Annotated in this window: 24 protein-coding genes and 1 pseudogene; 3 read left to right on the forward strand and 22 right to left on the reverse strand. The window is 34.9% G+C overall.

The window, feature by feature from the left end; all coding sequences use genetic code 11:
* Positions 1-793: 793 nt before the first annotated feature.
* From MKY70_RS16390 to MKY70_RS16410, 5 genes are all read right to left on the reverse strand, one after another.
* Positions 794-2,122: a YjiH family protein gene (locus MKY70_RS16390; RefSeq protein ID WP_341025207.1), complete on the reverse strand. Its 1,329-nt coding sequence runs from the start codon at positions 2,120-2,122 to the stop codon at positions 794-796.
* A gap of 125 nt (positions 2,123-2,247) precedes the next feature.
* Positions 2,248-3,126 carry an aminoglycoside phosphotransferase family protein gene (locus MKY70_RS16395; protein WP_341025209.1) on the reverse strand — a complete coding sequence of 293 codons (879 nt, stop codon included), beginning with the start codon at positions 3,124-3,126 and terminating at the stop codon, positions 2,248-2,250.
* Positions 3,127-3,149: 23 nt separating this feature from the next.
* Positions 3,150-3,611 carry a DUF2691 family protein gene (locus MKY70_RS16400; RefSeq protein ID WP_088031528.1) on the reverse strand — a complete coding sequence of 154 codons (462 nt, stop codon included), beginning with the start codon at positions 3,609-3,611 and terminating at the stop codon, positions 3,150-3,152.
* A 227-nt stretch (positions 3,612-3,838) separates the two neighbouring features.
* The gene (locus tag MKY70_RS16405) at positions 3,839-4,273 is read right to left on the reverse strand and encodes a ferritin-like domain-containing protein (RefSeq protein WP_341025211.1); all 435 of its coding nucleotides are present in this window, start codon (positions 4,271-4,273) and stop codon (positions 3,839-3,841) included.
* A gap of 194 nt (positions 4,274-4,467) precedes the next feature.
* Positions 4,468-5,649, reverse strand: coding sequence for a YhgE/Pip domain-containing protein (locus MKY70_RS16410; RefSeq protein ID WP_341025214.1), 1,182 nt, complete (start codon positions 5,647-5,649; stop codon positions 4,468-4,470).
* A 171-nt stretch (positions 5,650-5,820) separates the two neighbouring features.
* Between MKY70_RS16410 and MKY70_RS16415 the strand changes: the two genes are divergently transcribed.
* Positions 5,821-6,438 carry a TetR/AcrR family transcriptional regulator gene (locus tag MKY70_RS16415; protein ID WP_341025216.1) on the forward strand — a complete coding sequence of 206 codons (618 nt, stop codon included), beginning with the start codon at positions 5,821-5,823 and terminating at the stop codon, positions 6,436-6,438.
* Positions 6,439-6,506: 68 nt separating this feature from the next.
* Here MKY70_RS16415 and ppsA read toward each other — a convergent pair whose 3' ends face one another.
* From ppsA to MKY70_RS16430, 3 genes are all read right to left on the reverse strand, one after another.
* The gene (ppsA, locus tag MKY70_RS16420; protein WP_341025218.1) at positions 6,507-9,113 is read right to left on the reverse strand and encodes a phosphoenolpyruvate synthase; all 2,607 of its coding nucleotides are present in this window, start codon (positions 9,111-9,113) and stop codon (positions 6,507-6,509) included.
* A gap of 130 nt (positions 9,114-9,243) precedes the next feature.
* The gene (locus MKY70_RS16425) at positions 9,244-9,585 is read right to left on the reverse strand and encodes a YolD-like family protein (RefSeq protein ID WP_341025220.1); all 342 of its coding nucleotides are present in this window, start codon (positions 9,583-9,585) and stop codon (positions 9,244-9,246) included.
* Positions 9,582-10,847 (reverse strand): Y-family DNA polymerase, encoded by a 1,266-nt coding sequence (locus MKY70_RS16430; RefSeq protein ID WP_341025222.1) that lies wholly within the window; start codon positions 10,845-10,847, stop codon positions 9,582-9,584. The genes MKY70_RS16425 and MKY70_RS16430 overlap by 4 nt, the downstream gene beginning before the upstream one ends.
* Before the next feature lie 200 nt (positions 10,848-11,047).
* Between MKY70_RS16430 and MKY70_RS16435 the strand changes: the two genes are divergently transcribed.
* A complete protein-coding gene (locus tag MKY70_RS16435; RefSeq protein ID WP_341025225.1) occupies positions 11,048-11,398 on the forward strand; it encodes a YxeA family protein in 351 nt (116 codons plus the stop codon).
* A 135-nt stretch (positions 11,399-11,533) separates the two neighbouring features.
* On the opposite strand, the gene MKY70_RS16440 is transcribed toward MKY70_RS16435, so the two are convergent.
* From MKY70_RS16440 to menA, 3 genes are all read right to left on the reverse strand, one after another.
* Positions 11,534-12,244, reverse strand: a complete 711-nt coding sequence (locus tag MKY70_RS16440) for an alpha/beta hydrolase (protein WP_341025227.1) — start codon at positions 12,242-12,244, stop codon at positions 11,534-11,536.
* Between the two features lie 519 nt (positions 12,245-12,763).
* Positions 12,764-13,909 carry a hypothetical protein gene (locus MKY70_RS16445; RefSeq protein ID WP_341025229.1) on the reverse strand — a complete coding sequence of 382 codons (1,146 nt, stop codon included), beginning with the start codon at positions 13,907-13,909 and terminating at the stop codon, positions 12,764-12,766.
* Positions 13,910-14,288: 379 nt separating this feature from the next.
* The gene (gene menA / locus MKY70_RS16450) at positions 14,289-15,200 is read right to left on the reverse strand and encodes a 1,4-dihydroxy-2-naphthoate polyprenyltransferase (protein ID WP_341025231.1); all 912 of its coding nucleotides are present in this window, start codon (positions 15,198-15,200) and stop codon (positions 14,289-14,291) included.
* A gap of 517 nt (positions 15,201-15,717) precedes the next feature.
* On the opposite strand from menA, the gene MKY70_RS16455 reads away from it, so the two are divergent.
* Positions 15,718-16,302: a hypothetical protein gene (locus tag MKY70_RS16455; protein ID WP_131245547.1), complete on the forward strand. Its 585-nt coding sequence runs from the start codon at positions 15,718-15,720 to the stop codon at positions 16,300-16,302.
* A gap of 63 nt (positions 16,303-16,365) precedes the next feature.
* Here MKY70_RS16455 and MKY70_RS30850 read toward each other — a convergent pair whose 3' ends face one another.
* The 11 genes and pseudogenes from MKY70_RS30850 to MKY70_RS16500 form a co-directional block, all read right to left on the reverse strand.
* Positions 16,366-16,428, reverse strand: a complete 63-nt coding sequence (locus MKY70_RS30850; RefSeq protein ID WP_353825783.1) for a hypothetical protein — start codon at positions 16,426-16,428, stop codon at positions 16,366-16,368.
* Positions 16,401-16,547, reverse strand: a pseudogene (locus MKY70_RS30855) (IS3-like element ISBt2 family transposase); the annotation flags it as partial. The pseudogene MKY70_RS30855 and the gene MKY70_RS30850, both read right to left, overlap by 28 nt.
* Positions 16,548-16,564: 17 nt before the next feature.
* On the reverse strand, positions 16,565-17,164 hold the full coding sequence (locus tag MKY70_RS16460) for a DJ-1/PfpI family protein (protein WP_341025233.1): 600 nt from the start codon (positions 17,162-17,164) through the stop codon (positions 16,565-16,567).
* A 63-nt stretch (positions 17,165-17,227) separates the two neighbouring features.
* Positions 17,228-18,202 (reverse strand): phosphotransferase enzyme family protein, encoded by a 975-nt coding sequence (locus MKY70_RS16465; protein ID WP_002013620.1) that lies wholly within the window; start codon positions 18,200-18,202, stop codon positions 17,228-17,230.
* A 278-nt stretch (positions 18,203-18,480) separates the two neighbouring features.
* Positions 18,481-18,885 (reverse strand): arsenate reductase (thioredoxin), encoded by a 405-nt coding sequence (gene arsC / locus MKY70_RS16470; RefSeq protein WP_088031557.1) that lies wholly within the window; start codon positions 18,883-18,885, stop codon positions 18,481-18,483.
* A 25-nt stretch (positions 18,886-18,910) separates the two neighbouring features.
* Positions 18,911-19,951 (reverse strand): ACR3 family arsenite efflux transporter, encoded by a 1,041-nt coding sequence (gene arsB / locus MKY70_RS16475; RefSeq protein WP_113735231.1) that lies wholly within the window; start codon positions 19,949-19,951, stop codon positions 18,911-18,913.
* A gap of 18 nt (positions 19,952-19,969) precedes the next feature.
* Positions 19,970-20,407: an ArsI/CadI family heavy metal resistance metalloenzyme gene (locus tag MKY70_RS16480; RefSeq protein WP_088031559.1), complete on the reverse strand. Its 438-nt coding sequence runs from the start codon at positions 20,405-20,407 to the stop codon at positions 19,970-19,972.
* A 60-nt stretch (positions 20,408-20,467) separates the two neighbouring features.
* The gene (arsR, locus tag MKY70_RS16485) at positions 20,468-20,773 is read right to left on the reverse strand and encodes an arsenical resistance operon transcriptional regulator ArsR (RefSeq protein WP_000046014.1); all 306 of its coding nucleotides are present in this window, start codon (positions 20,771-20,773) and stop codon (positions 20,468-20,470) included.
* Between the two features lie 373 nt (positions 20,774-21,146).
* Positions 21,147-21,671: a nuclear transport factor 2 family protein gene (locus MKY70_RS16490; RefSeq protein ID WP_341025239.1), complete on the reverse strand. Its 525-nt coding sequence runs from the start codon at positions 21,669-21,671 to the stop codon at positions 21,147-21,149.
* 141 nt (positions 21,672-21,812) lie between these two features.
* Positions 21,813-22,205, reverse strand: coding sequence for a nuclear transport factor 2 family protein (locus tag MKY70_RS16495; protein ID WP_341025240.1), 393 nt, complete (start codon positions 22,203-22,205; stop codon positions 21,813-21,815).
* 4 nt (positions 22,206-22,209) lie between these two features.
* Complete coding sequence (locus MKY70_RS16500; RefSeq protein ID WP_341025243.1) at positions 22,210-23,031, reverse strand: cytoplasmic protein; 822 nt, start codon at positions 23,029-23,031, stop codon at positions 22,210-22,212.
* Positions 23,032-23,135 lie beyond the last annotated feature (104 nt).

A 23,135-nucleotide genomic window follows, 5' to 3' on the forward strand; every position in this document is an offset into this window, starting at 1 on the left:
TCACTCACCTCGTTAAGTGATGGTCTCCGGTTATAACACATCAATATCATCACTAATATTTTTTTCCTGTTGAATCGATTATAACCAAATAGGAATATTCCCGTCAAGGGATATTCGAAAACTAAAGTAATACCAAATCGTTACTTAATAATAAAAATGGATTAAAAACATTTCACAAGCCTATGTTTTACGATAAAGTGATGCTTTAGTCAGTGGGTTTTGGAACGATTTCCGCGAAGGCTTTGTTTTTATTTGGTCCAAGAAAGCTTTAACACTTTTAATACTATTTTACGCTATAATATTTTTTGTCATATTTTTATTTGATAGATTAGGTGCTTTAGTCGGAGCTATAACCATTGGAAAATGGGGAAATACAATAAACAAAATGAATATCTTAAACGGTTCGGCCTTTTATCGAGCAATTATTTTTATGGTTAATCATTTTGGTTTTTATTGGTATTTTTATCACTTCTATCTCTGTATACTATAGTTACTTACTTCAAATCCCCCCTGTAAGATTAATGGGAAGAGTAACTAGTACCACAAATACAATGGTGCACGGCGCTATGGTTACCTACATTAGGTTCAGTTTTAGCCCTATGGATAAAAGTAAGCGGAGTTGTTCTACTCGCAGGAGTTTTAATCAGACATATTGGTATGATTATATACTTAGCTCATACGTTATTTATGAAAAAATCATCTAGAGTTACTTTGGAACATAATTAACGTTATGCCATTTTTTGATTTGAATAATCAGAAAATGGCATAACTTCAGAAACTTAACGCTACATGTTTAAAGCAACAAATAAGCAATCGGCGTAATAATTAGCAACGTTAATATCGTTCTTTGTACATAGAGAATAATAAGTTCCGATACTTTTAACGGAATGTCTGTCGATAAAATACAAGGAATGGAAGCTGAGAAAAACAATATAGATGATACCGAAACAACCGCAATGACAAACTTTGTCACAATTGGTGCACTTACAACTAAAAGAGAAGGTAAAAACATTTCTGCGATACCAACGGATGCCGCTTTAGCAGCTAGTTCTGCTTCTGGTAATTGTAATAGCCATGTAAACGGATAGAAAATATAACTAATCCAATCAAATATTGGCGTAAACTTTGCTAAGACGATACCAATTAATCCTACTGACATAATTGATGGTAAAATCCCCATCGTCATAATGAATCCATCTTTCAAATTCACTGCGATATTTTTCATAATACTTGGCGCAGATTTCGATACTTCTAATGCATCTTCCCAAGCTCGCTCTAACATTTTCTCTTTATAAACTGGCTCTGGGAACCCTTCTTTCGTAATATATGTATCTGGTTTTCTACTAAGAGGCGGGATTCTTACGGTGATAGCGGTCACGATGAATGTTACAACAAGAGTAGTCCAAAAATAAACATTCCATAAATACATAATGTCTAATGTTTTTGCGATGATGATCATAAATGTTGCGGATACTGTAGAAAAACCTGTAGCGATAATTGCTGCTTCTTTTGTCGTATACTTTCCTTCTTTATACACGCGATTCGTAATAAGAAGTGCAAGCGAATAACTCCCCACAAAGGAAGCGACCGCATCAATTGCTGACCGTCCTGGTGTTTTCCATAAAGGTCTCATAATTGGACGGCAAAACGTACCGATAAATTCAAGTAATCCGTACCCGACTAATAACGCTAAAAATGCCGAACCAATTGGTACGAGTAAACTTACTGATATAACTAACTTCTCATACAAAAACGGTCCAACATCTGGCGCAAAGAACCAAGCTGGTCCTACTTTCAAACAATATAATATGCCAAAAACAACACCTACTACTTTTAAAATAGAAAAACAAATGTCTACGATAGATGCATTCCACTTCTTCGTATAAAATGGATAAATCGCACCAATTACCATAACAAGCAGTGCATAATAAGGTACTACCGAAGGAACCGTAGCTCTTATCCACGATACGATATGATCAATCATAATAGACGAAGCACCGTTTATCGTAACTGGTACGAAAAACATAAACACACCTACTAAACTTGCGAGTATAAACCGAAGTATAATCCCCTTCTCTCGCCCTGTCTTAATTACATTACTTTTTAACTCAATTTCACTCAAAATTAGACACCTCCTATTATCTGAACATTCTGTATAATAACGTCGGATTCCTTCTTTTGATTCTGAATATTTAATCATGCAAAAAAGCCTATTTTGAAATATACAATCAAAATAAGCTTTTTCTATTACCTCTTATAATCATCCACAATTACTTGAATTACACGATAAGATTCTTCTGCCACTTTTTTATTACTATCCCTATTCGCATCATATGTAATTAACGCCTTCCAAAGCGCCCATCCTCTCGCCCTATTCCACGTTTCTTCATCTATGCGCAATACTTCTTTAAATACGTTTCTACTATTCTTATCAAAAAACGTCCATGCCATCGCTGCATCACAAGCAGGATCTCCTACTCCTAAAATACCAAAATCAATTACGGCACAAAGCTTTCCCTCTTTAACAAGTAAGTTCCCTGGCGCTACATCTCCATGAACCCAAACTGGTTTGCTATCCCATGTTGACCTAAGTGTTAAATCCCAAAGATGCTTTAATAATGTCTCATCAAAAACATCCTTATTATTTTCAATAGCCACTCTCGCTTCTTCATCGTATACAGATATAAGCCCGCCTCGGTAAAAATTATGTTCTCCAGCTATTGGCCCGTTACTCGCATCAATTGATTGTAACTCTATTAAAAACGAGCCTAAGTCCGCCGCAAATTCATCTAAGTCACGAACATTTTCTTTCGTGACTGTCTCTCCCTCGATCCACTTATTAATAGACCAAGGCCACGGATACTCTTCAGTCGGATTCCCTTTCGCAATTGGTGCAGAAATTTGTAAAGAAAGTCCCTTACTTAATATAGGTAACCAAGTGTTTTCTTTCTCTACTTGCGGTGCATATGCTACATCACTTGGTAATCTGACACTCATCTCGTCCCCTAAATGAAACGTTCTATTATCATGTCCGCTAAATTTTACCCGTTTCACTTCTAAGTGCGCCCATTCTGGAAATTGTGCCCCTATTAACCTTTTAACTAAATCAGCATTAATATAATTCATTTACTTCCCCCTTTATATACCTATCACACGGATAAACGCGTTCTACCGTCATTTTCGTCTGTAACATATTCAACATAATAACCTTGATTCTGTGCATTTTCATACAACGATTTGATTGCTTTTTGGTCTTTAGCGTAAACTGTGACGTATGTACAATCCGCAACTAGTAAAACTAATTCACACTTACTCTCTTTAAATTCTTCATATGTTTCAATATCTACTACTTCCTCTCCTTTTGGATACGCTTTTAAATCTGCAAAAATAACATAATATATATTGTCTTTAAATAATCTTTTCAAATCTGATCCTTCCACTATACTTGGTTCTTCTGGAAATAATGCCTCATCCAATCCACCACGTGCTACTAAGTATGACTCCTCACTCCCCACCCACCAATCAAATGAAGAAATATCAAACGGCTTTAACACTTTCCAAAGTAAATTATCATTTTCATTTGGAATATCTACTGTAATTCCTCTTTTCATTTGTTTGCTCCTAGCTTATTTATTTTCGTTCCATACATTATATACCTAATTCAACTACTATATTTTGTCGATACCTATGTAACTTGTATTTCACCGCGAAAGAAACCGTCCCACTACTTATGAAACGGTTTCTTTCTACTTATATTTAAGTTTTCCATTCAATTATTGCACCGCGTTTTAAAATAATTTCTAATATGTTCAGCACATCAGCCATTCATTTTGAACACTCACTTCGACTTCACAAAATAATATAAAAACCACACCGCATGATTTTGTTCATCTGCTGCTATTCTGCGCAATAACTCTTTCATAGATGCATCTGCTGCTTCATCTGAAATTTCCAAGTAAAAATCTACGGTCTTTTGCTCATCTTGTATAGCGAACTCTAATCCCTGTAAGTACGTATTAGGGCAATTTTCCGTAATCTGTGGTTTCGGCTGTCTGCCAGTTAAATTCGTATAGATTTGTACAAAATGATGAAAATGCCTTATTTCATCATTACGGATTTCAAGAATTTGTTTTTGTTCTACTTGATTTGGAGCCATGTTAGCTAATTTTGTATAGCAGCTTATAGCGCTATACTCTCCGTTTATAGCTTTTTCAATATCACTAATTAGCTTATCATTCTGTCTATACCAATCATCATAATTCGAATTATACATCGTATCCCCTCCATTATTTCGCATAACATTTTATGCATTTTGAAATAGTAGGAGCATGTATATATAAAGGGACAGCAAATACTAGTTCTTCACTCACCTTTAAAACATCGAAAAAGCCTATCTATCATTGAATTATTTCCCTATCGATTGCATCACAAAAAACCGTTTCACTACGAGTGAAACGGTTTTTATTTTTAAGCATTTAATTCCGTTTTATGCCCCTTTACTGCACTACGTTTTAAAGCTGTTCCAAGTATGATAACCATGCTTACTACACCAATCCAAACGAGTATAGTAAGAGGAGCATTCCAAGTTAACCCTTTCCCAAAGAAGAATATTTCCCTGAGACCTTCTATCATGAATCTCATTGGTAACCAAGAGTAAATCCAATCTTGATAAAACGAGGGCATCATTTCAGGCGCTAATGCTAATAGCGGTGCCCCAAAGAAAAGTAATAGAGCGAATATACCTATACCCTTTAGTCCAACTAATGAAAGGACCGCCGAAATCATTAAGAAGAAACTAAAAGACGTAATAGATAAAAACAGTGCCGTATCGGTGAAATTTGAAATGTTTAGTCCTACCATTCCATCCGCTATCCATGTAAGACCAAATCCAATTACAAGTGCAGCAATTGCGCCTGTTACTATTTGCTTTAGTTTCAATGAGAAGTTTTCTTTTCTTGTACCTACTGGCATTTTATTTATCGCAATAAAGATAATTGCTGCGCTCGCTAAACTTGCAATCCATAACGGCTGGAATAAAGACATTGGCGAGTTACCGTTCGCACTATTTTTGCCGATTTCATTTACATTTGTCACTTTCTTCGTAATAGGTGTTACTAATTTCGAAACTTGATCCGTTGTTAAAGTAGTACCTTTTGCTTTAAATCCCTCTAGTAGCTGAGTACGAACGTTATTGTTCATATTATCAACTACTCCATTTAACATTTGCCCTGCCATAGTTGAAGCCGCTGTATTCATTCCTTGATTTATGAATATTTCTAACTCTGGCGAAGATGGCTGTGGTGTTCGTAATGACGCCTGCTTTGTACTAAAATCTTTCGGAATGACTAATGCTGCATAATACTCTTGATTATTTAAGCCTTTTTGAACTGCTTCTTTATTTTTCACTTCTACCCACTTCACCGCAGGTTCTTCATCTGATTTTGATGTCTTTTTCATATTATCAACAATCGTTTGCCCCATATTCATTTTAGCTTGATTCGGAATTTCTACTCCTTGATCCTCATTCACAATTGCGATTGGTAAGTTTTTCGGCTTAGGTTGAACGGTTGGAAATAATGTTAATGAAAAAATAAAAACAACAAGTAGTGCAATAACTGGTGATAATAATAAAAGTTTGTTTTTAAACATTTTCTTTTCTCCTCCTTTAATTTGATTTATAATAACCAACAACGTGTTGTTTATTTATATTTCGAATTATATGTTTAAGTTAAACCTTATACAATAATCAAAATTCGTGAATGTGTCGGTTATAAGACACTTTCTTTAAATGTGTTGGAAAAAATTAAGGAGGGACATGCTTTGCGCAATAGTAATTTAGATTTACGTGTTGTTCGTACGAAAACTGCCATACGAAATGCATTGGTGGAGTTAATTGAAGAAAAAGGTTTTGACGCCATTACAGTGAAAGATATTACTACGAAAGCAAACATAAATCGTGGTACTTTTTATGCTCACTATCAAGATAAATTTGATTTAATGACGAAATGCCAAGAGGAAATTATGCATGAGTTTTCTAACATTGCCAAACAGAAATTCCCGGAAGTTATTGCTGAACTTGGATCAAATCCTTCTCCGACAACGCCGTTTGTACTTATCACTTCTATCCTTGAATTTCTAAATGAAAATAGTGATTTTATGAAAGCTGTACTAAGCCCAAAAGGAGATTTATCTTTCCAAACGAAACTGAAAGACTTTATGTGGAAAACACTATTTGAAGATACGAATGGTCCTCTCATTAATAAGGAGAATTTACTTGTCCCAAGCCAATACTTAGCTTCTTATATGGCATCTGCTCATATAGGTGTCATTCAACAATGGTTAAATAATGGACAAAAAGAAAAACCGGAGGAAATTGCTCGTATTTTATCAACAATCGCCGTTCATGGACCTTTCTATGCAGCTGGCTTAAAGAAGTGAGCTGTTGCAAAATAAAAAGATCATCCACTACATATAGCGGATGATCTTTTTATTCATTTGAAGCACAACTACAGTATCTCGATATACCCTTCCGTTCCATGTACCCGAATTCGTTGACCGTCTTTTATTAGTTTCGTAGCATTCTCTACTCCGACGACTGCTGGTAATCCATATTCACGTGCAATAACTGCTCCATGTGTCATCAGTCCGCCAACTTCGGTGACTAACCCTTTTATAGACACAAACAATGGTGTCCAGCCAGGATCAGTAAAAGCAGTAACTAATATATCTCCCTCTTCTAAATTCGCTTCTTCCATGTTTAAAATAACGCGTGCTCTTCCCTCTATAACTCCTGAAGAAACAGGCAAACCTACAATCGCATCTGCTGGGAGGTTTTCTCGTTTATATTTACCTGTAATGATTTCTCCATCAGACGTCATTACACGCGGAGGTATTAGTTTTTCATATAGTTTGTAATCATTTTTTTGTTTATGAATAAGCTCGTAATCTAGTTTTTTCGTGCGGACGACTTCGTGAAGTTCTTCAAAAGTTAGATAGTATATATCATCGACTACATGAATGACACCGCTCTGCACAAGTTGCTCGGCTTCTTTCAATATTGCCTGCTTATATATGAAATAGCGATTAATCATACCATATTTTGGATATTCACGATAACCGATAAAATTCCGGATGTTACGAATCATTCGCTTCGTCTCTTCTACTTTTTGTTTACCATCCGGCAAATGCTGCAATCGATCTACTAACTCCTCTTCTTTTTTCAAAGCTTCTTGCAACCCTTCTTCAAACTTCCGTTTACTAGCGCCAGCTTCAAAGTCTCTTATATTATTTAAAATCATTGGGATAATGGTTGTTGGCTTTTCACTCCAGCGCGTTTTCGTAATGTCGATTTCTCCGCTGCATCTCATTCCGTATTTATTTAGAAAAGCATCGATTGCATCTCGAGCTTTTTCTCCGCCTTTAAACGTAACTAGTTCATTTAAAAAGCTATCATCTTCTATATGCTGTAAATACTCAATGACTTCTGGATACGGCCGAATCACATCTGCAACATCGAGTAATGCTAGCCCCATTTCTGACGTAATATTATTTTGTACAGATTGTGAAAGCGTGTCAGCTACATTTTTTTCACTTAGCCATTGCTCCATCTTTTCATTGATCCATGTTGAAGCATCCATACCTGCCATAATTACAGCCATACTTTGCGGGTGAAATAATATTTTCTTTAATTGCTGGATATCTTCCAAAATAAAATCAAGTACATCTGATCCTGATTTCGTTTGCATGTTTCGTTTTAACTCTTCAATTGATGCTTGATTCATTTCTATTAAATCCGTAACGATTGCTGGATTGTTTTCGACTTGTGGTTGCGAACTTGCAGGTGGTCCACTTTTACCAACACTCTTTTCTTTTTCATCATCTGGTAACAATGTAATAAAATCATCTCGCTCGACTACAGTCGTTAATGCATCTTTAATAAGCGGTTCCGAATTCCCTATCATATTTAATAAAAGTTCTCTACTAGTAGGCGAAGCCAATCTTTGTGCGACATCAACAAACAACCTTCCTCCAGCTTGAAACCTTTGTCCAAAAGATGTTAACTGGAATAAAGACATTCCTAATGGCTTCAAGGGATCGGTCATCATTTGCTGGTGACCAACCGATACATACACATGATTTTCCCCATCATTTACTTTTGGTATTGGATATAAAGTCGTGATTGGGCGACTTTGGACAATATAAAATGTATCATCCACTAAACACCATTCAATATCTTGCGGACAACCAAAATAAGCTTCAATCTGTCTTCCAATCTGTGCTAGTTGTAAAATTTGTTGTTCAGACAATGTTTGAATTTTTTGCTGAGCCAGATCAACCTGTTTCGTCTCCGTTCCGCCCTCTTTTAAAGCATAAATAGCTAATTTTTTAGTTGCTATCATCTTTCCAGTAATTTCGCCTTCTTTTACTTTATAATTATCGGCAGAGACCAGTCCTGATACTAACGCCTCACCAAGTCCAAAACTGGCATCAATTGATACTACCTTTCGGTTAGAAGTAACCGGATCAGCAGTAAATAAAATTCCCGAAGCCTCAGGGAAAACCATTTTTTGAACGACAACACATATAGAAACTTGATTATGTTCAAAATCATTTTGCATGCGGTACATAACTGCTCGCTCTGTAAATAAAGAAGCCCAGCACTTTCTTACATGCTGCAAAATCGCTTCTTTACCGATAATATTTAAATACGTATCTTGTTGACCAGCAAACGAGGCATATGGTAAATCTTCAGCCGTAGCACTAGAACGCACGGCATACGCATGTTCATTTCCAAAACGTGAGAGATAATGAGCTACCGCTTCCACTACTTCAGAAGGGATTTCTACTGCCATAATGACTTCTCTAATCTTCTTACTAATTCCACCAATTTGGGCTCGCTCTTCCATTTTCAACTTTGTTAGCTGCTGCAACAAAGTTTGAAGCTCGTCATTTTGCTCGATGGCCTTTTCATACCCTATCGTTGTAACACAAAACCCTTCTGGCACTTGTATCCCTTGAATATTTGATAATGCCCCTAAATTCAATCCTTTTCCGCCAACGAGCGAAAGCTGCGTTTTTTCTATTTCCTGAAAATCGAGAACGAAAGAACTCATTTAACATCTCTCCTTACTGTGCATGTGTTCTTGATTGTAGCAGTAGTAAATGAGAATAAACAGTCTATTTTGAACTTGATTTACATGATATAATTAAGTTAGGAAGAGATGATTTTTTATTTCTCCCCCTCTAATTCACTTCAATTACATCATCAAACTTAAACATCCTTTGATTATGAAAAGCATCGGTACAAGTAATCGTCTTATTTAATGGATTTATATCAGCTACTGTTATGTAATTTTTATATAGATAGCCCTCTTTATAATATGTAAGTAAAACCTCTTCTTCACCTAAATATGAAATTAACAGCTTATTTTCAATCCTTTCTTTTGCATCTTGCGTTAAAATTGGACGCGGGACTTTTGTTTGCTCCTGTATCATTTCTTTAATACAGACGAACTGCTCTGGCATACTAGCAAACGGTTGCCACTTTACCATTCCTCTTCCTTTTGGCATATTAGCATTTCTCACGATTTGTGCCCTCCTAATAATGTGTTTCTGTATCTTGCTGTTGCGACGCTTGTGTAAGAAATCCCACGTAAAATACTGTTCTTACCAAATCGTGTTCGAATTTCGTCCATAACCTTCGTTAATCTCATTTCTTTTTCTCTTTGTATAATGTTATCGAAAAGCGAAATTTGCTCTTCTCCTTCATGTATTAAATTTGTTAAGGAAAGACTTATCGAGCGAATCGGCTCTCCTGTATGCCGTTCGTATAAAAAATATGTACAAACATTATAAATATCCATCGTTAAATTGGTTGCTCTATTTAACGTATGTGCCTTTCTTATTCCCCCGCCATATTCCTTGCTATACCCGACTGAAAAATGAATCGTTTGCGCGTATTTCTTTTCCCTTCTCAACCTATAACAAACTTCTTCTACATGCTCTAATAAAATAACGATGAACTCTTCTATCGAATAATCCCGTAATAATATTTGGCTTTTCGCTATAGATGTTGTCGCTGGAACGTATTTCTCTGCTATTCTGCTAAAATCAATCCCGTTACTATGTAGATGTAATTCTTCCCCTATTACACCGAAAGATTGCTTTAAATATTTCAAAGGATACTGAGCTAATTCTCCAATTGTATGTATACCTTTTCGATTCAATTTCATTTCAGTTTTATACGATATACCCCAAAATTTACTGAGCGGTCTAATACTCCATAACTTCTCGGGTATATCGTCATACGTCCACTGTTCTATTCCATCTTTATTCTTTTTTGCCTCAACATCCATCGCTACTTTACTCAATAATAAATTCGGACCAATACCAATCGTACTTTCGATCCGTGTACGTTCATATATTTCTCGCTTGAACTTTAATGCGAATTCGCACGGATTACTCGCAAATAAATGAATACTTGCAGTCATATCCATGAAAAACTCATCGATACTATATTGATGAAAATCTTCCGGCGCAACATACTGTAAAGCTAAGCCCGTTATGTAATTTGAACATTTCACATACGTATGCATAATCGGATTCACAATAATAATATCTGGCCGCTTCGGTATTTCGTACAACCGTGCCATTTTCTTAATTCCTAACGCTTTTAATGGCGGTGTTGCCGCTAATACGATTGATCCACTACGGTTTACATCTCCTACGACAGCCAATTTTGTATATCGTGGATCAAGTCCTTTTTTAATGCATGATACGCTTGCATAAAAGCTACGAAGATCTACACATAAAATAATGCGATTCGGTAAAAGAGAATAATCATACAAGGTTATCACTCCCAACAAAAGAACGTTCGTTCTTATTATATACGAACTAACGTTCTTTTTGAAGGTATTTTCATGAAAATTTTGGTTAAAATAACCTTACTTTAAAAATTTTTTTAAGAAAAACTTAAGAAATTCCCCTCTATATTCATAAGAAGTTTTTTCTATACTGAAAATGTAAATACATAAAAGGAGAAACAATTATGAAGAAATTTGTACTTTGCATAATAGGAATAAGCCTCCCTATATACTTACTACCTTTCATATTACGCGGGGATTTGGACAGATTTAATCCGATTGCTGAAGAAAAAAATGTATACGCCATTGCGAAAGGATATGGCGTTCCGGATTATCATCATAAAGGAAGAGCTATGTACTCACTAAAAGGCGTTGATGAATCAAGGAATGAGAAAGAATATACAGTAGGAACTAACACTCCTAATGATTTCATAAGAAAAACTTACTTAAAGATTCATGTGAAAGGAAAGTATGTCTATTCTTACGATGTTATTTCTGAAAAGGATATTCCAGAGAAAATAAGGGGGAAATTGTAATATAGTGTATAAACGAAAGAGCCTACTCGTATGAGTTGGCTCTTGATTACCTCTTTCTTCCACCTACCATTGGGCCATCGCCCTTAACACGCTAGAGGAAGGAGATTTCTTTCGGTAAATTTATTAAATTAGTTATCATTGTTTTAATAACCATTGTTCAATTACTTTCACTGTTTCATCTCGTTGTGCTTTTGACGTAATTAAACTGGAATTATCACCTTTTTGCTCACCATACATGCCAAAATTAGCATGATTCCCCCCTTTTATCATGTGCATGGTTGTATTCTTTGACATTAACTTTTTACTGTTCTTTATTTTTTCTACAGTTGCTAAGCCATCTACTTCCCCATAAATTGATAACATTGGAATCAGTTTGGTAGAGAAATCATCTGCAGGATAAGAGCCTAAGAGAATTATCCCGTCTACCCTTTCTTCATGGTGAAAGGCATACTTAGAAATCATAGCTCCACCCATTGAATGCCCAGCAACATACCATTTTTGAACTTCAGGATACTTTTCAATTATACTGTCTACTACATTTGTTCCAAGTATCGCTAAGTTTAACGGTAACTTAGGCATTACTACAAAATGCCCATCTTTTGCAAGAGCTTCCCCCAAGTAACTATAAGACTCAACTTCTACTTTAGCACCTTGATAAAAAACAATCCCTATTTTAGCATCTTTCTGTCCAAATACTATATTCTCTTCATCTTTTTTATCATCTACTAACGACAAGGCCTCCTTAGTTGGTTTGTAAGTAAACTGAGACCAAGTCAAAAAAGTAATACTTCCCATAATTAAAATACCTAGTAAAGAGTACAGAACAATTTTGATCCATTTCTTCACATATATGCCCTCCTTAAGATGTGTATATTCTATACTTTAATTATTATTAATATGATTGTCGAATAATCTTAACTAATAAGTTTAGAAAAAATAATACGATCCCTCGATGCTATTTTGTAAAAATTAAACACTATATGTTTAATGGAACTTAGTTTAACAGCTGAAATAACTATTAGGTATTGTTCATATTCCTTAAAGATTCGTCCATTCCTTGCGTCTTAACGATAAAATTTAACTAGTATAGAGAGCTCACAAAAGAAAATTACATCATTTTTAAAATTGGTTTGATTAAGGTTTATTTGGTATGTTCATTTTATTTGAGTTCTTAAGTTGAGGAGTATGTCTAGTGCACACCATTAGGGAAGTTTGGAAATAAAAAGACTAGAATTTTACTAGTCTTTTAATTCGAATTTTATATATGATTTTCGTCCTTTAAAATTACTTTTTTAACAAGTATAGAATTTAAAACCAATACTGCCTACTGTAAAAACAGCTTTCTAGTTGAGGGCAAAATTGCAGTTAAACGGATATTTTATGAGCCAACACAATGGCATTAACCGCTGATACGGTATCTTTAGCTATCATCTGTTCATCCAGTTTCAAATGAAGTTGCACTTTAGAAACTGGTGAAGTTTTAGTAGAAATCATAAGCTCAATCTCATGAGATGAAAATACCTTCGCTTGCATAATTTGCAACCAAGGGATACGGTCAGGTAATGATTTATCCTCTGAAGAGCCAATTTCTATGCCATCTACCCTAATAGGTGAATGCCCATCGAAATACTTAATCCTGAACACAGCATAAGAGGAAGAACTGTTCCTATTCAAGGTCGTAGCCGTTTCCAACCGATGATAAGAATTTTTTTTCAGACCAATAACCATATTCCACAAAATGATAGATAGAGAAGGGATGAGGAAAGCTAGCATCGACAACCAACCACTGGAGGTATTGACATAGACTGTAAGAAAAAGGGCTGCGGACAGAATCGCGAGCAACCATATATAGAGCTCCTGCCGCCATTTGGGCTGGTTGTTTCCAAGTATTAGAAAAACGGACTGCGTTGGCTGAATTTCCGAAGCAAGCTCCGGTTGAGCTACCGTACATTCTCTCCACGGCAGATGCTCCCCACTCAGCATATAGAAATTATCGGCTGCTTCCTGCCAGATTTTCTCCTGCGAGAGATACGGCGACTGCCAGAGGATAACGTATTCTTGAATATCTTTCAAATAAAGAGCGGGGTCTCCCGTGAACGAGAAATATTGCGAAAGATCCAGATGAATAACAGCAGCAGAATGTTGCTGTACATGGGTCGATAAAGTTTCTAGCCACTCATGCACAGGAGCAGCTAGCGAGGGGAAATGGGCCAGTGTGACTGGTAAGCTCAGACGTATCTGCTCTGCAGCATCCTCCCATGGAATCTGCCATTGGAACGCTTTAGAAAAGCATTCCCACTCAGGCAACTCCTCCGTATCCGGTTGATCCATATAAGGTTGAATCTTGCTCCAAGCTTGCATAAGCTGCCTGCTATAGCGCTGGAATTGCTCTTGACTGACCAGACAAAACCATACCGGAGCCAGAAAATTATTCGTCTCGAAAGCTGTATTCTCATAATTGACCAAATCTGTATCGGCATTTGTAACGCTCAAGAATGTCCTGTTTCCCATATAAGATCCTTTCCTCCTGCCCCTTTATTTATAAAATTCCATGCGAAAATTTATTAGAAACTATTACCCACATATTACCTGTATATTCACAATTTTTCTATATATCATTTTACAAAAAATCACAAATACGGTCAAAGACATTAATGACAGAGTTTGAGTTTATCTGTTTTTACCTATGTAAAAAACAATCCAGCTATAAACACAGCTATGAAGTGGCTAAGTGTACTAAAGGTAATTGCTGATAAATATTTTGTTTTCTTCAGAATGAGATTTTCTTAGCTTGATAGTGATTGGGTACCACTAACAAAAAATAAAAACCCCAATCTCTCTATATTAAAATTGAGAAATTGGGGTTTAGTCACTTAAAAATATTTTTCATTTAAAACCAGTAACTAATTAATAGTCCTGCTGATAATAAGAAGCCAAAAATCGTATTTGTCATCGCTGTTGATTTCATTGCGATACGCATATACCCGGGATCCTTTGCCCCTTTTTGGAAACTTTGAATTGCAGAGATTGGCTTTTTCAAACCTAGGAACATAACTAATGCCCAAGGGCTTATATAACCCATCAACACAATTACGGCAATCCAGAAATAAGCAATGAAAAAGGCTACAGCTAATGTTACTACTGCTTTCTCTCTCCCAAGTAGGATTACTAATGTCTTTCTTCCACCTTTAATATCTTCTTCGATATCTCGGATGTTATTCGACATGTTAATTGCACCGACTAAAATTCCAATTGGAATGGAAATCAATACACTTTCAATCGTTATCGTATTCGTTTGAATAAAGAAAGCAATAAGTACAAAACATGTCCCCATTAACAATCCAGAAACTAATTCTCCAAATGGAGTGTACGCAATTGGTAATGGACCACCTGTATATAAGTAGCCAACCGCCATCCCAATTAAACCAATAACGACTAACCACCAGCTGCTATTCATACAAATATAAATGCCAATAAATGCTGCTACCACATACAATAAAAGCGCAACTGTTAAAACATTTTTTGGTTTCAATCCATGACGGACAATTCCACCACCGATGCCAACAGAATCAGCGGTATCTAATCCACGTTTGAAATCATAGTACTCATTAAATAAATTCGTTGCTATTTGCAACGCTAAACATGCAACCATCATCGCAATAAATAAAAGCCAATGAATTTCTGCAACGTAAAGTGATGCCACTGTCCCTAAAATTACAGGAGAAAACGTCGCCGTTAATGTATGTGGGCGCGTCATCTTCCATATTAATTTAGCGGAACTAATTTCTTTTTCATTCCCCATAACTCTGTTTAATCTCCCTACATTTTAAGTATAAAATCACTAGAAGTATCTTTCTTTCTATTTCTTGATTCACATCCATTAATTATATCAAATAAATGATACCCCTTCTAACAAATCTAATAATAGTAAAGTGAAAAATTAAAAGTTGAATTACTATTAAGCTAACAAAACTAAATTTCTTTAAATGTGGTACCGTCACCTCATCAACTTAAGAAAACAGATCCACCTTAAACAAAAAAATGAGCTTTTTTATTGCAAGTTAGGGCAAAACCTCATTCTGGAGGTAGCTCTATTTTCTTAGCTTGATAGCGATGTGATGTAAAATTAAGATTGTTCAAGTCGGAGCAAGGCACTCTATGATTGATTTCATTTTATAAGGAATCCACTGCAGAAAAAGAAAAATTTTATTTAGGAACTAATACCTCACATCCAAAAATAAGTGATACATGTACTAATTCTTATTTAATTTCATTTTTTATTAAGGTAGATTAAAAATGAATTAAAGGTGTGTGAAAAAATGGAGGAATTAAATCAAGTTTTAAACACTTCTGAAAAAATTCAGATAGATAATGAAAGTACATCAGATGTAGAACAATTATTAGACTGTTCTACTCCTTGTCAAAACGTCATAAATACTTCTGGGACAATTAGATTAACGGCCGGTACGAGTAACCCTTCATCAATTATTTTTTCAGAGCCATTACATGTTGGTGATACTTTCCCTGTAATTACAGATCCATTTTATTTAAAACTTAATGTTGCTCAATGTGATGCTCAAGCATCTGTAACTACTCCTTGTGGTGTTATAGAATGTAATGTTTCTGTATCTCAAATTACTGCAGTTGGAAATTTACCATTCTATTTTGGATTTCCAGCTCAATTTTTTCCATGTACAGGTCCAAGAACAGGATTTAGTGCATATTTAAATGATGTTGTACAAATAAACAATGTTCTTTGCTATAACTGTGATGGATCTTTACCTCTATTATGTGTAAATGGACTTTCACAAGTAAATGGTACAGCAACTTTAGTAAGCATTCGTCGAGATAGTTCTTATATATATTTTGATTTTAATGTGGAGATTGTTTTACCTGGTTGCTAAAAAATAAAAAGCACTTATCTTTTTTTGAAGTGACCCCCAAAATCGGAACACATATCAAAATACCTAAACCACCTGTTCTCTATATTCTTTAGGGGATAGGTCTTTTGATTTTTCTTGAATTCGCACATAATTGTAGTATTTTTAATTCCAAGTGTCTCTATAATGGTACGATTTGAATACCCATTCTTTTTCATTTGAATCACTTTCCACTTTATTTCTTCAGAGTAATGAACTCTTGTCTTCAAATGAAAAAGAATTCAAATTAACTCCACACAACATCTCGCCTCTCGTATTCCATTCTATATTCAACAGCAGCTGCAATTTTGGGACTTGCAAACCTTTCCGTGATCCAAAGACCTAAATCAATCCCTGAAGTAACTCCTCTTGCAGTAATAATATCGCCTTGATCCATAATTCTGTAATGAAGAAGTTCTGCTCCATATTGACTAATTTCATTTTGCGCCAAATGATGCATTGTTGCCTTTTTATCATTCAATATACCGGATACAGCTAGTAACATACCTCCTGTACAAACTCCAGCAACAATTGTTCCTTCATCGTGCATCTCTCTAATCATTTTGGTCAAAGTTCCAATCTCTGCTTGCTTTCGTGCCCCATGTTCAGCTTTATGATTCCAGCCACCACCAGATACAATTAACAAATCTGGACGATTATCCATTCGTAAAAAATCATGTAGTTTAACCGTAACTCCAAACGAAGTAGTAACCTCTTGTTTTGGTTCACTAGAAACTAATTCAACCGTAAACGGAGCCCCTTCTTCTATCGCTCTTTTCAATACCTCAAAAGGTGCAAAGGAGACAAGCTCTCCGAATCCGTCAAACAATACAATTTGTATTTTCATTTTTAGAACACCTCATATGCTTTGTTTTATAAATCCCAAAAGAGAAGAAATGTTATCTACAAATTAAAACAATGAAGACAACCTTTCTCCCCTTACTCTATAAACTTTCAAATGTTCCTCTAATTCTCTCCCGTCACCTAATAGACTCATCGTCTTTTTAACGAAGTTCCAATTTAAACTACCGGATAACCATAGCAACGAAGAAAGTCTTTTATAATCATTTGAAGTTAAAATGTTATTAGCTTTATACCCTTCTAAAAATGCTCTAGCAACTTCCGGACATACTTTATGCGACTGTATTCCTTTCGTTCGAGAGTACCATTTTATTAAAAAGGCTAACCCTTCAATACGGTCAACATAACTAATAGATTCAAAATCTACAATTCCTTTTACCTGTTGACTTGAGCCCCATAAAACATTCAAAGGATTTAAGTCTGTTTGTACAATAAACTCTAATTCACTCGTATATGCGCAGTCTATATGATATTTAGCAAGATCTATATACTCCCGCAATTCCTTACATGCGCTTGTCTTGCTTTCTAACATATTAATAAACTCAACATACCCATCCAAATGAGATTTCTTCTGAAAAATCGCGCTTTGAAATGCACTAGAAATATCATGAACCTTTCTTGCTTCCTTTCCAAATGCTTCTGCGATAGCTTCTGTACAGAGTGTAATATGTTCTCCTTCAATCCAATTAGACAATATAAATCGGTATTGTTCATCATTCCAAGCGACTAATGTAAATGACTCCCCTGACCTATTTTTATTAATTTGCATAAAAAGGACTCCATGCTCGCGTAAATAATACGTAAAACGTACTTGCTCTATCAGTTGTTCGTTTGATAACGCCCCAAAAGCTGGATTGATTGTTCGCTTGCTATTGATAAACCGTGCGGAATATCGCTTTCCATTCACCATAATTTTATAGTGTAAATCTGTATTCCAGCTATTTTTATGTAGCTCTTCTTCCACTGCTAGTGAATGAATTTCTTTAAAATAATTTATTAATACGTCTTTTATTATGTGTTTCACCCTTTTTTCCTTTCATGTGAAAAAATTTTTATTACACGCTATTTTTTATGATTACTATCTCGATTACTCTAAAAACCAAAATTTTATTCATTGTTAATTACCAATAGTGTTTTTTTCTATATATAAATTTAATAGAGACAGACTACCATTCTAACTATATCATTCTTACATAATATTCTGCATTCGTTGAGATAGTTGTTGTAAACCAATGCAGTAGTGACTATGTATAGAAAAAGAGCCAATCCCCTATACGATAGAAGATTGGCTCTTTCCTTTATTTACTCCCCTGTTTCAGAAAATCGTTTTATACGTTCCCCAATTTCATCGCGAACACGTTGAAATTCAGACCATTCTTTTCCTGCCGGGTCATCAAATCCCCAGTGAACACGATTTACGTGCGGAGGTGTCGAAGGGCAAACAGAATCCGCATGACTACAAAGGGTAACAACTAAATCAGCGTTATTTAAAATATTTACATCAATTATATCTGATGTTTGATCTGTTATGTCGATATTTACTTCTTTCATCGCTTTAATGGCATTTGGATTTACTCCGTGTGCTTCGATTCCTGCAGAATAGATATTCCACTTATCGCCTAAATATTGTTTGCCCCATGCTTCTGCCATTTGGCTTCTGCATGAATTTCCTGTGCATAAGAAATAGATTGTCTTTTTGTTTTTCATGTTGTTTTCCGCCTTTATTTTTAAATTATACTGATTGATCATTAAAATATTTACGCTTAAACCAAAAAGCGACGTTTACAAGGGCAATCATTACAGGTACTTCCACTAACGGTCCGATAACAGCTGCAAATGCTGCACCCGAATGAATACCAAATACACCAACTGCTACAGCAATTGCTAACTCAAAGTTATTACTACCTGCTGTAAATGCTAACGTTGTAGTCACCCGATAGTTTGCACCAATTTTTCTTCCCATAAAGAAAGAAACAAAAAACATCACAATAAAATAGATTAATAACGGAATTGCTATTCTTACTACATCTAGTGGTACGCTAACAATCATTTCCCCTTTTAAAGAGAACATAACGATGATTGTAAATAATAATGCAAGTAATGTAAGTGGACTAATCTTAGGTATAAACACCTTTTCATACCATTGTCTTCCTTTTAACTTAACTAGTACAAAGCGTGTTAACATACCTGCTATAAAAGGAATTCCCAAATAGATAAATACTGATTTCGCTACTTCTACCATTGTAATATCGACAATAGCCCCTTCAATTCCTAACCATTCTGGAATGACTGTTACAAACACGTATGCATAAACGGAGAAGAATAACATTTGGAATACCGAGTTAAAAGCTACTAAACCTGCCGCATACTCTTTATCCCCATCTGCTAGATCGTTCCAAACAATTACCATTGCAATACAACGTGCTAAACCAATCATAATGAGCCCGACCATGTATTCTGGCTTATCTGGAAGAAAAATAATTGCTAAAACAAACATAAGTACAGGACCAATAATCCAGTTTTGCACTAAAGATAAAACCAATACTTTTACATCTTTAAATACCCGGCCCATTTCCTCGTAACGAACTTTCGCCAACGGTGGATACATCATGACAATTAAACCAACAGCGAGCGGGATGGACGTCGTTCCAACTTGTAATGTATTTAATCCGTCTACTACACTAGGAAACACAAACCCTAAACCAATCCCAACAGCCATAGCTAGAAAAATCCATAGTGTTAAATATCGATCTAGAAAAGATAAACGTTTCATTTTATTTTCCATCTCCTATTAACAACAAGAATTTTTATCTACTACGTTAGAAGTCGTGCAACAAGATGGATCTTCAATTTTATGAACATCACTATGTGCTTTTGTATAAAAGAATTCCCACTCGTTCCCATCAGGATCCGTTACCCAAAACTTATCTTGAACCGCATAGCAACAAGTTGTATCCATCTCATCACGCGCAAAGAAACCTTCTTTTTCTAATCTTTCTTTATGTAATGTAATTTCTTCAGCTGTATCCACTTGAAAACCAAAATGATTTACCTGATTTCCTTTAACTTCATCTCGCACGTTCAGCGTGAAATTAAGTCCTGGCGTCTCTAATAAAAATTTTGCATAATCCATTTTCACCTTAACTGGTGACACACCAAATACCTTTTCGTAAAATTGAATAGACTTCTCTAAATCCGTAACATTTATACCAACGTGAACATATCTCATAGCTTATTCCTCCTCTTTAAATACTATTAATCAATTTTTTTTGATTAATAGTGCAAAATTTTAACAGCAACTACCTTTGCCTGTTTTTCTAAAGATACAGCATAATTCTTCTGATAATAAATTATTTACTTCCGCATCATTTAAATCATAATAACTCCACGTACCTTTTGTTTCTTTTACAATTAAACCTGCATCTAATAAAATCTTTAAATGATAGGACAACTTAGATTGCGTCATTTCAAAAATCTCCGTTAAATCACATACACAAGTCTGACCCCGCTGGCAAAGTTCATACATAATCTCTAACCGTTTCTGATCAGCCAACGCTTTAAATTTTTTCTCATAGAGCTGAAAATCTTGTGCCACTGTAGTTCACTCTCCCTTCATCAACTTTTTTTGATATTTATAGTATATACGCAGATGAGTTCTATATGCAACTAGTTCATCAAGTTTTTTTGATTTATCAAAAAAACTTCCTCTTCAAAATCTATACTTGAATACTTTTTCTTGCTCAATATAAAATAGCTTTCTTACAAATTAATACGATAATTTAATATTAACATGGTGCAGTTTCAGGGGTAAGTTATCAGAAGACATATGAAGTAAGCACTCTACAAATGATAATATATTAAATCTCGTTAAAACAAAAAGATATGTCCTAGTAGTATACCCAGGACATCCCCTTCATTTTATAATTTCTAGATTCTATACATCACTAACAATTGAATATACCTTCTGTCTAAAACATAGTATTATCATTAGCTGCCTCATTTGGAATCTCTTGAATTACATCCCAGTGTTCGACAATCTTACCATTCTTTATACGAAATATATCGACTATAGCAACTCCCTTATCTTGAGAATTAGTACGAGAATGTACATGAAGAGCAACTGTATCTCCTTCTACTACTACTCGTTTAATCTCTGCAAAGGAATTAGGATTTTTAACAAAATCCTCTTTAAAGAAATCCATGAAGGCTTTTCGTCCATCAGCAACAAAAGGATTATGTTGCTGATAATCTTCACTTACATATTTAGGGATAATATCGATATTATGTTTGTTAAAAACTTCATTATAGAAATCAACTACCATCTTTTTATTCTTTTCATTTTTTGTCGCTTCTTTTGATACTGAGGCAACATTCTCACTCTTTATTGAGTTTCCTTTGTTATTACCGGTGGAAGCTTGAAATATCAAAGTCGACACAATTCCTAAAATAAACACAGAAATAATTATTACTATTAAATTTTTCTCTAATTTCATTTATGCCTACCTCTTCTAATCATATAAGTTATCTTCCATAACACGCTTGAGAAGTAGAAACCTTCCCAAAAATGTAATGTGAGGAAATTTCGTTTATCTTAACACTACCCCTTATACAAGGCATGTTAGAAACTAATAACTCTAACTTAATACCTCATTAACAGTTGCACTGTCCACAATTTGAATAAACTTCTTAACCTTATCGTTCTCATCAAACTCATACAGATGACAAAAATCTGCTATGAACGATTTCCCTGTATCTTTATATGTTCCACTATATTTTCCATAAACGATAACAGTATTGTTATTAAATGTATAAATTTCATCTTTAGCGCTATAGTTATCCCATTCCGTGCCAAGACGTTCATGTACATTTTTCACTACTTCATCTGGACCTATATAAGTACCTGCATATGGAAACCCAGCAGCTTCTGTCCAAGATACATTTTCACTTAAATACGTTTTGAACGCATCCAATTTCCCTTCGCCAGTTAACACATACGTTTCATGTAATAGTTTTTGATATTTATTCATTGTATTAACCCCAAGGCATTTCTTTTGTTACAACTTTTGCACTTAATTCTAATACACCTTTATTTGCATAGCCTGGATATGCTGCATCAAGTTTCGCTACAAAATCTTTTGAAGTTTTACTTTCCTCAGAAGCTTGAACCGCAGTTCTTAGGTAATCCATAGTTGCAGTAAGTGCCTGATTATTTAAAGATTTTTCAATTGATCCATGGCTAGGTACAATTATGTCAGCATTTAATGCTTGTAATACTTTCAAGTTTTCAATCCATGCCTCCATTGCTGCTTTTGAGCTAGTATCCGCTAAGAATACATGTATTTCGTTAAATACATCAATACCACCAATTAATAATTTTAGCTCTTTATTAAATAAGCTAGTTCTGTAATGATCTAAGCCTACTAGTTCAAATGTTAACCCCTGAAAATCAATCGTTTTTTCTTTAAACACTTGAGGTAATACTACGTTGCTTGGTGCGTTTTCTCCTAGGGCGCCTTTCCAAACTTTTAATTTACCTAAGACAGAATGAACAATATGTTCAACAGTAGACTCTGTAGCATACGCTATAGCTTCTGGGTAAGCAGCCTTAATACTTTCTAATCCAAAGTAGTAATCAGGATCCCCATGAATAATAAAGATTTTATCTAAAGATAAGTCGTTTTTTTTCAGATACTCAACAATTTCTTTCGAATCAAATTGAGTAAATTTTGAGTTTATTAAAAATGCATGTCCCGCTTTCTCAACTAAGGTTGCAGTGACCATAAAACTTTTTTCGTCTGAACTAAACACCGTCAATTTCACATCTTTTTGATTTGTATCAATTGTTTTAAACATAGAATGTTATTCTCCTTTTGTTAAAGTTATTTACTAGTTAACATGTTTTTATCTTGTTCCGACAGAAGCTCCCTCTTCAATTTACCTGAAAGTGTGATAGCACC

This window comes from Bacillus sp. FSL R9-9492 (genome assembly GCF_038007365.1).
Lineage (GTDB): Bacteria > Bacillota > Bacilli > Bacillales > Bacillaceae_G > Bacillus_A > Bacillus_A mycoides.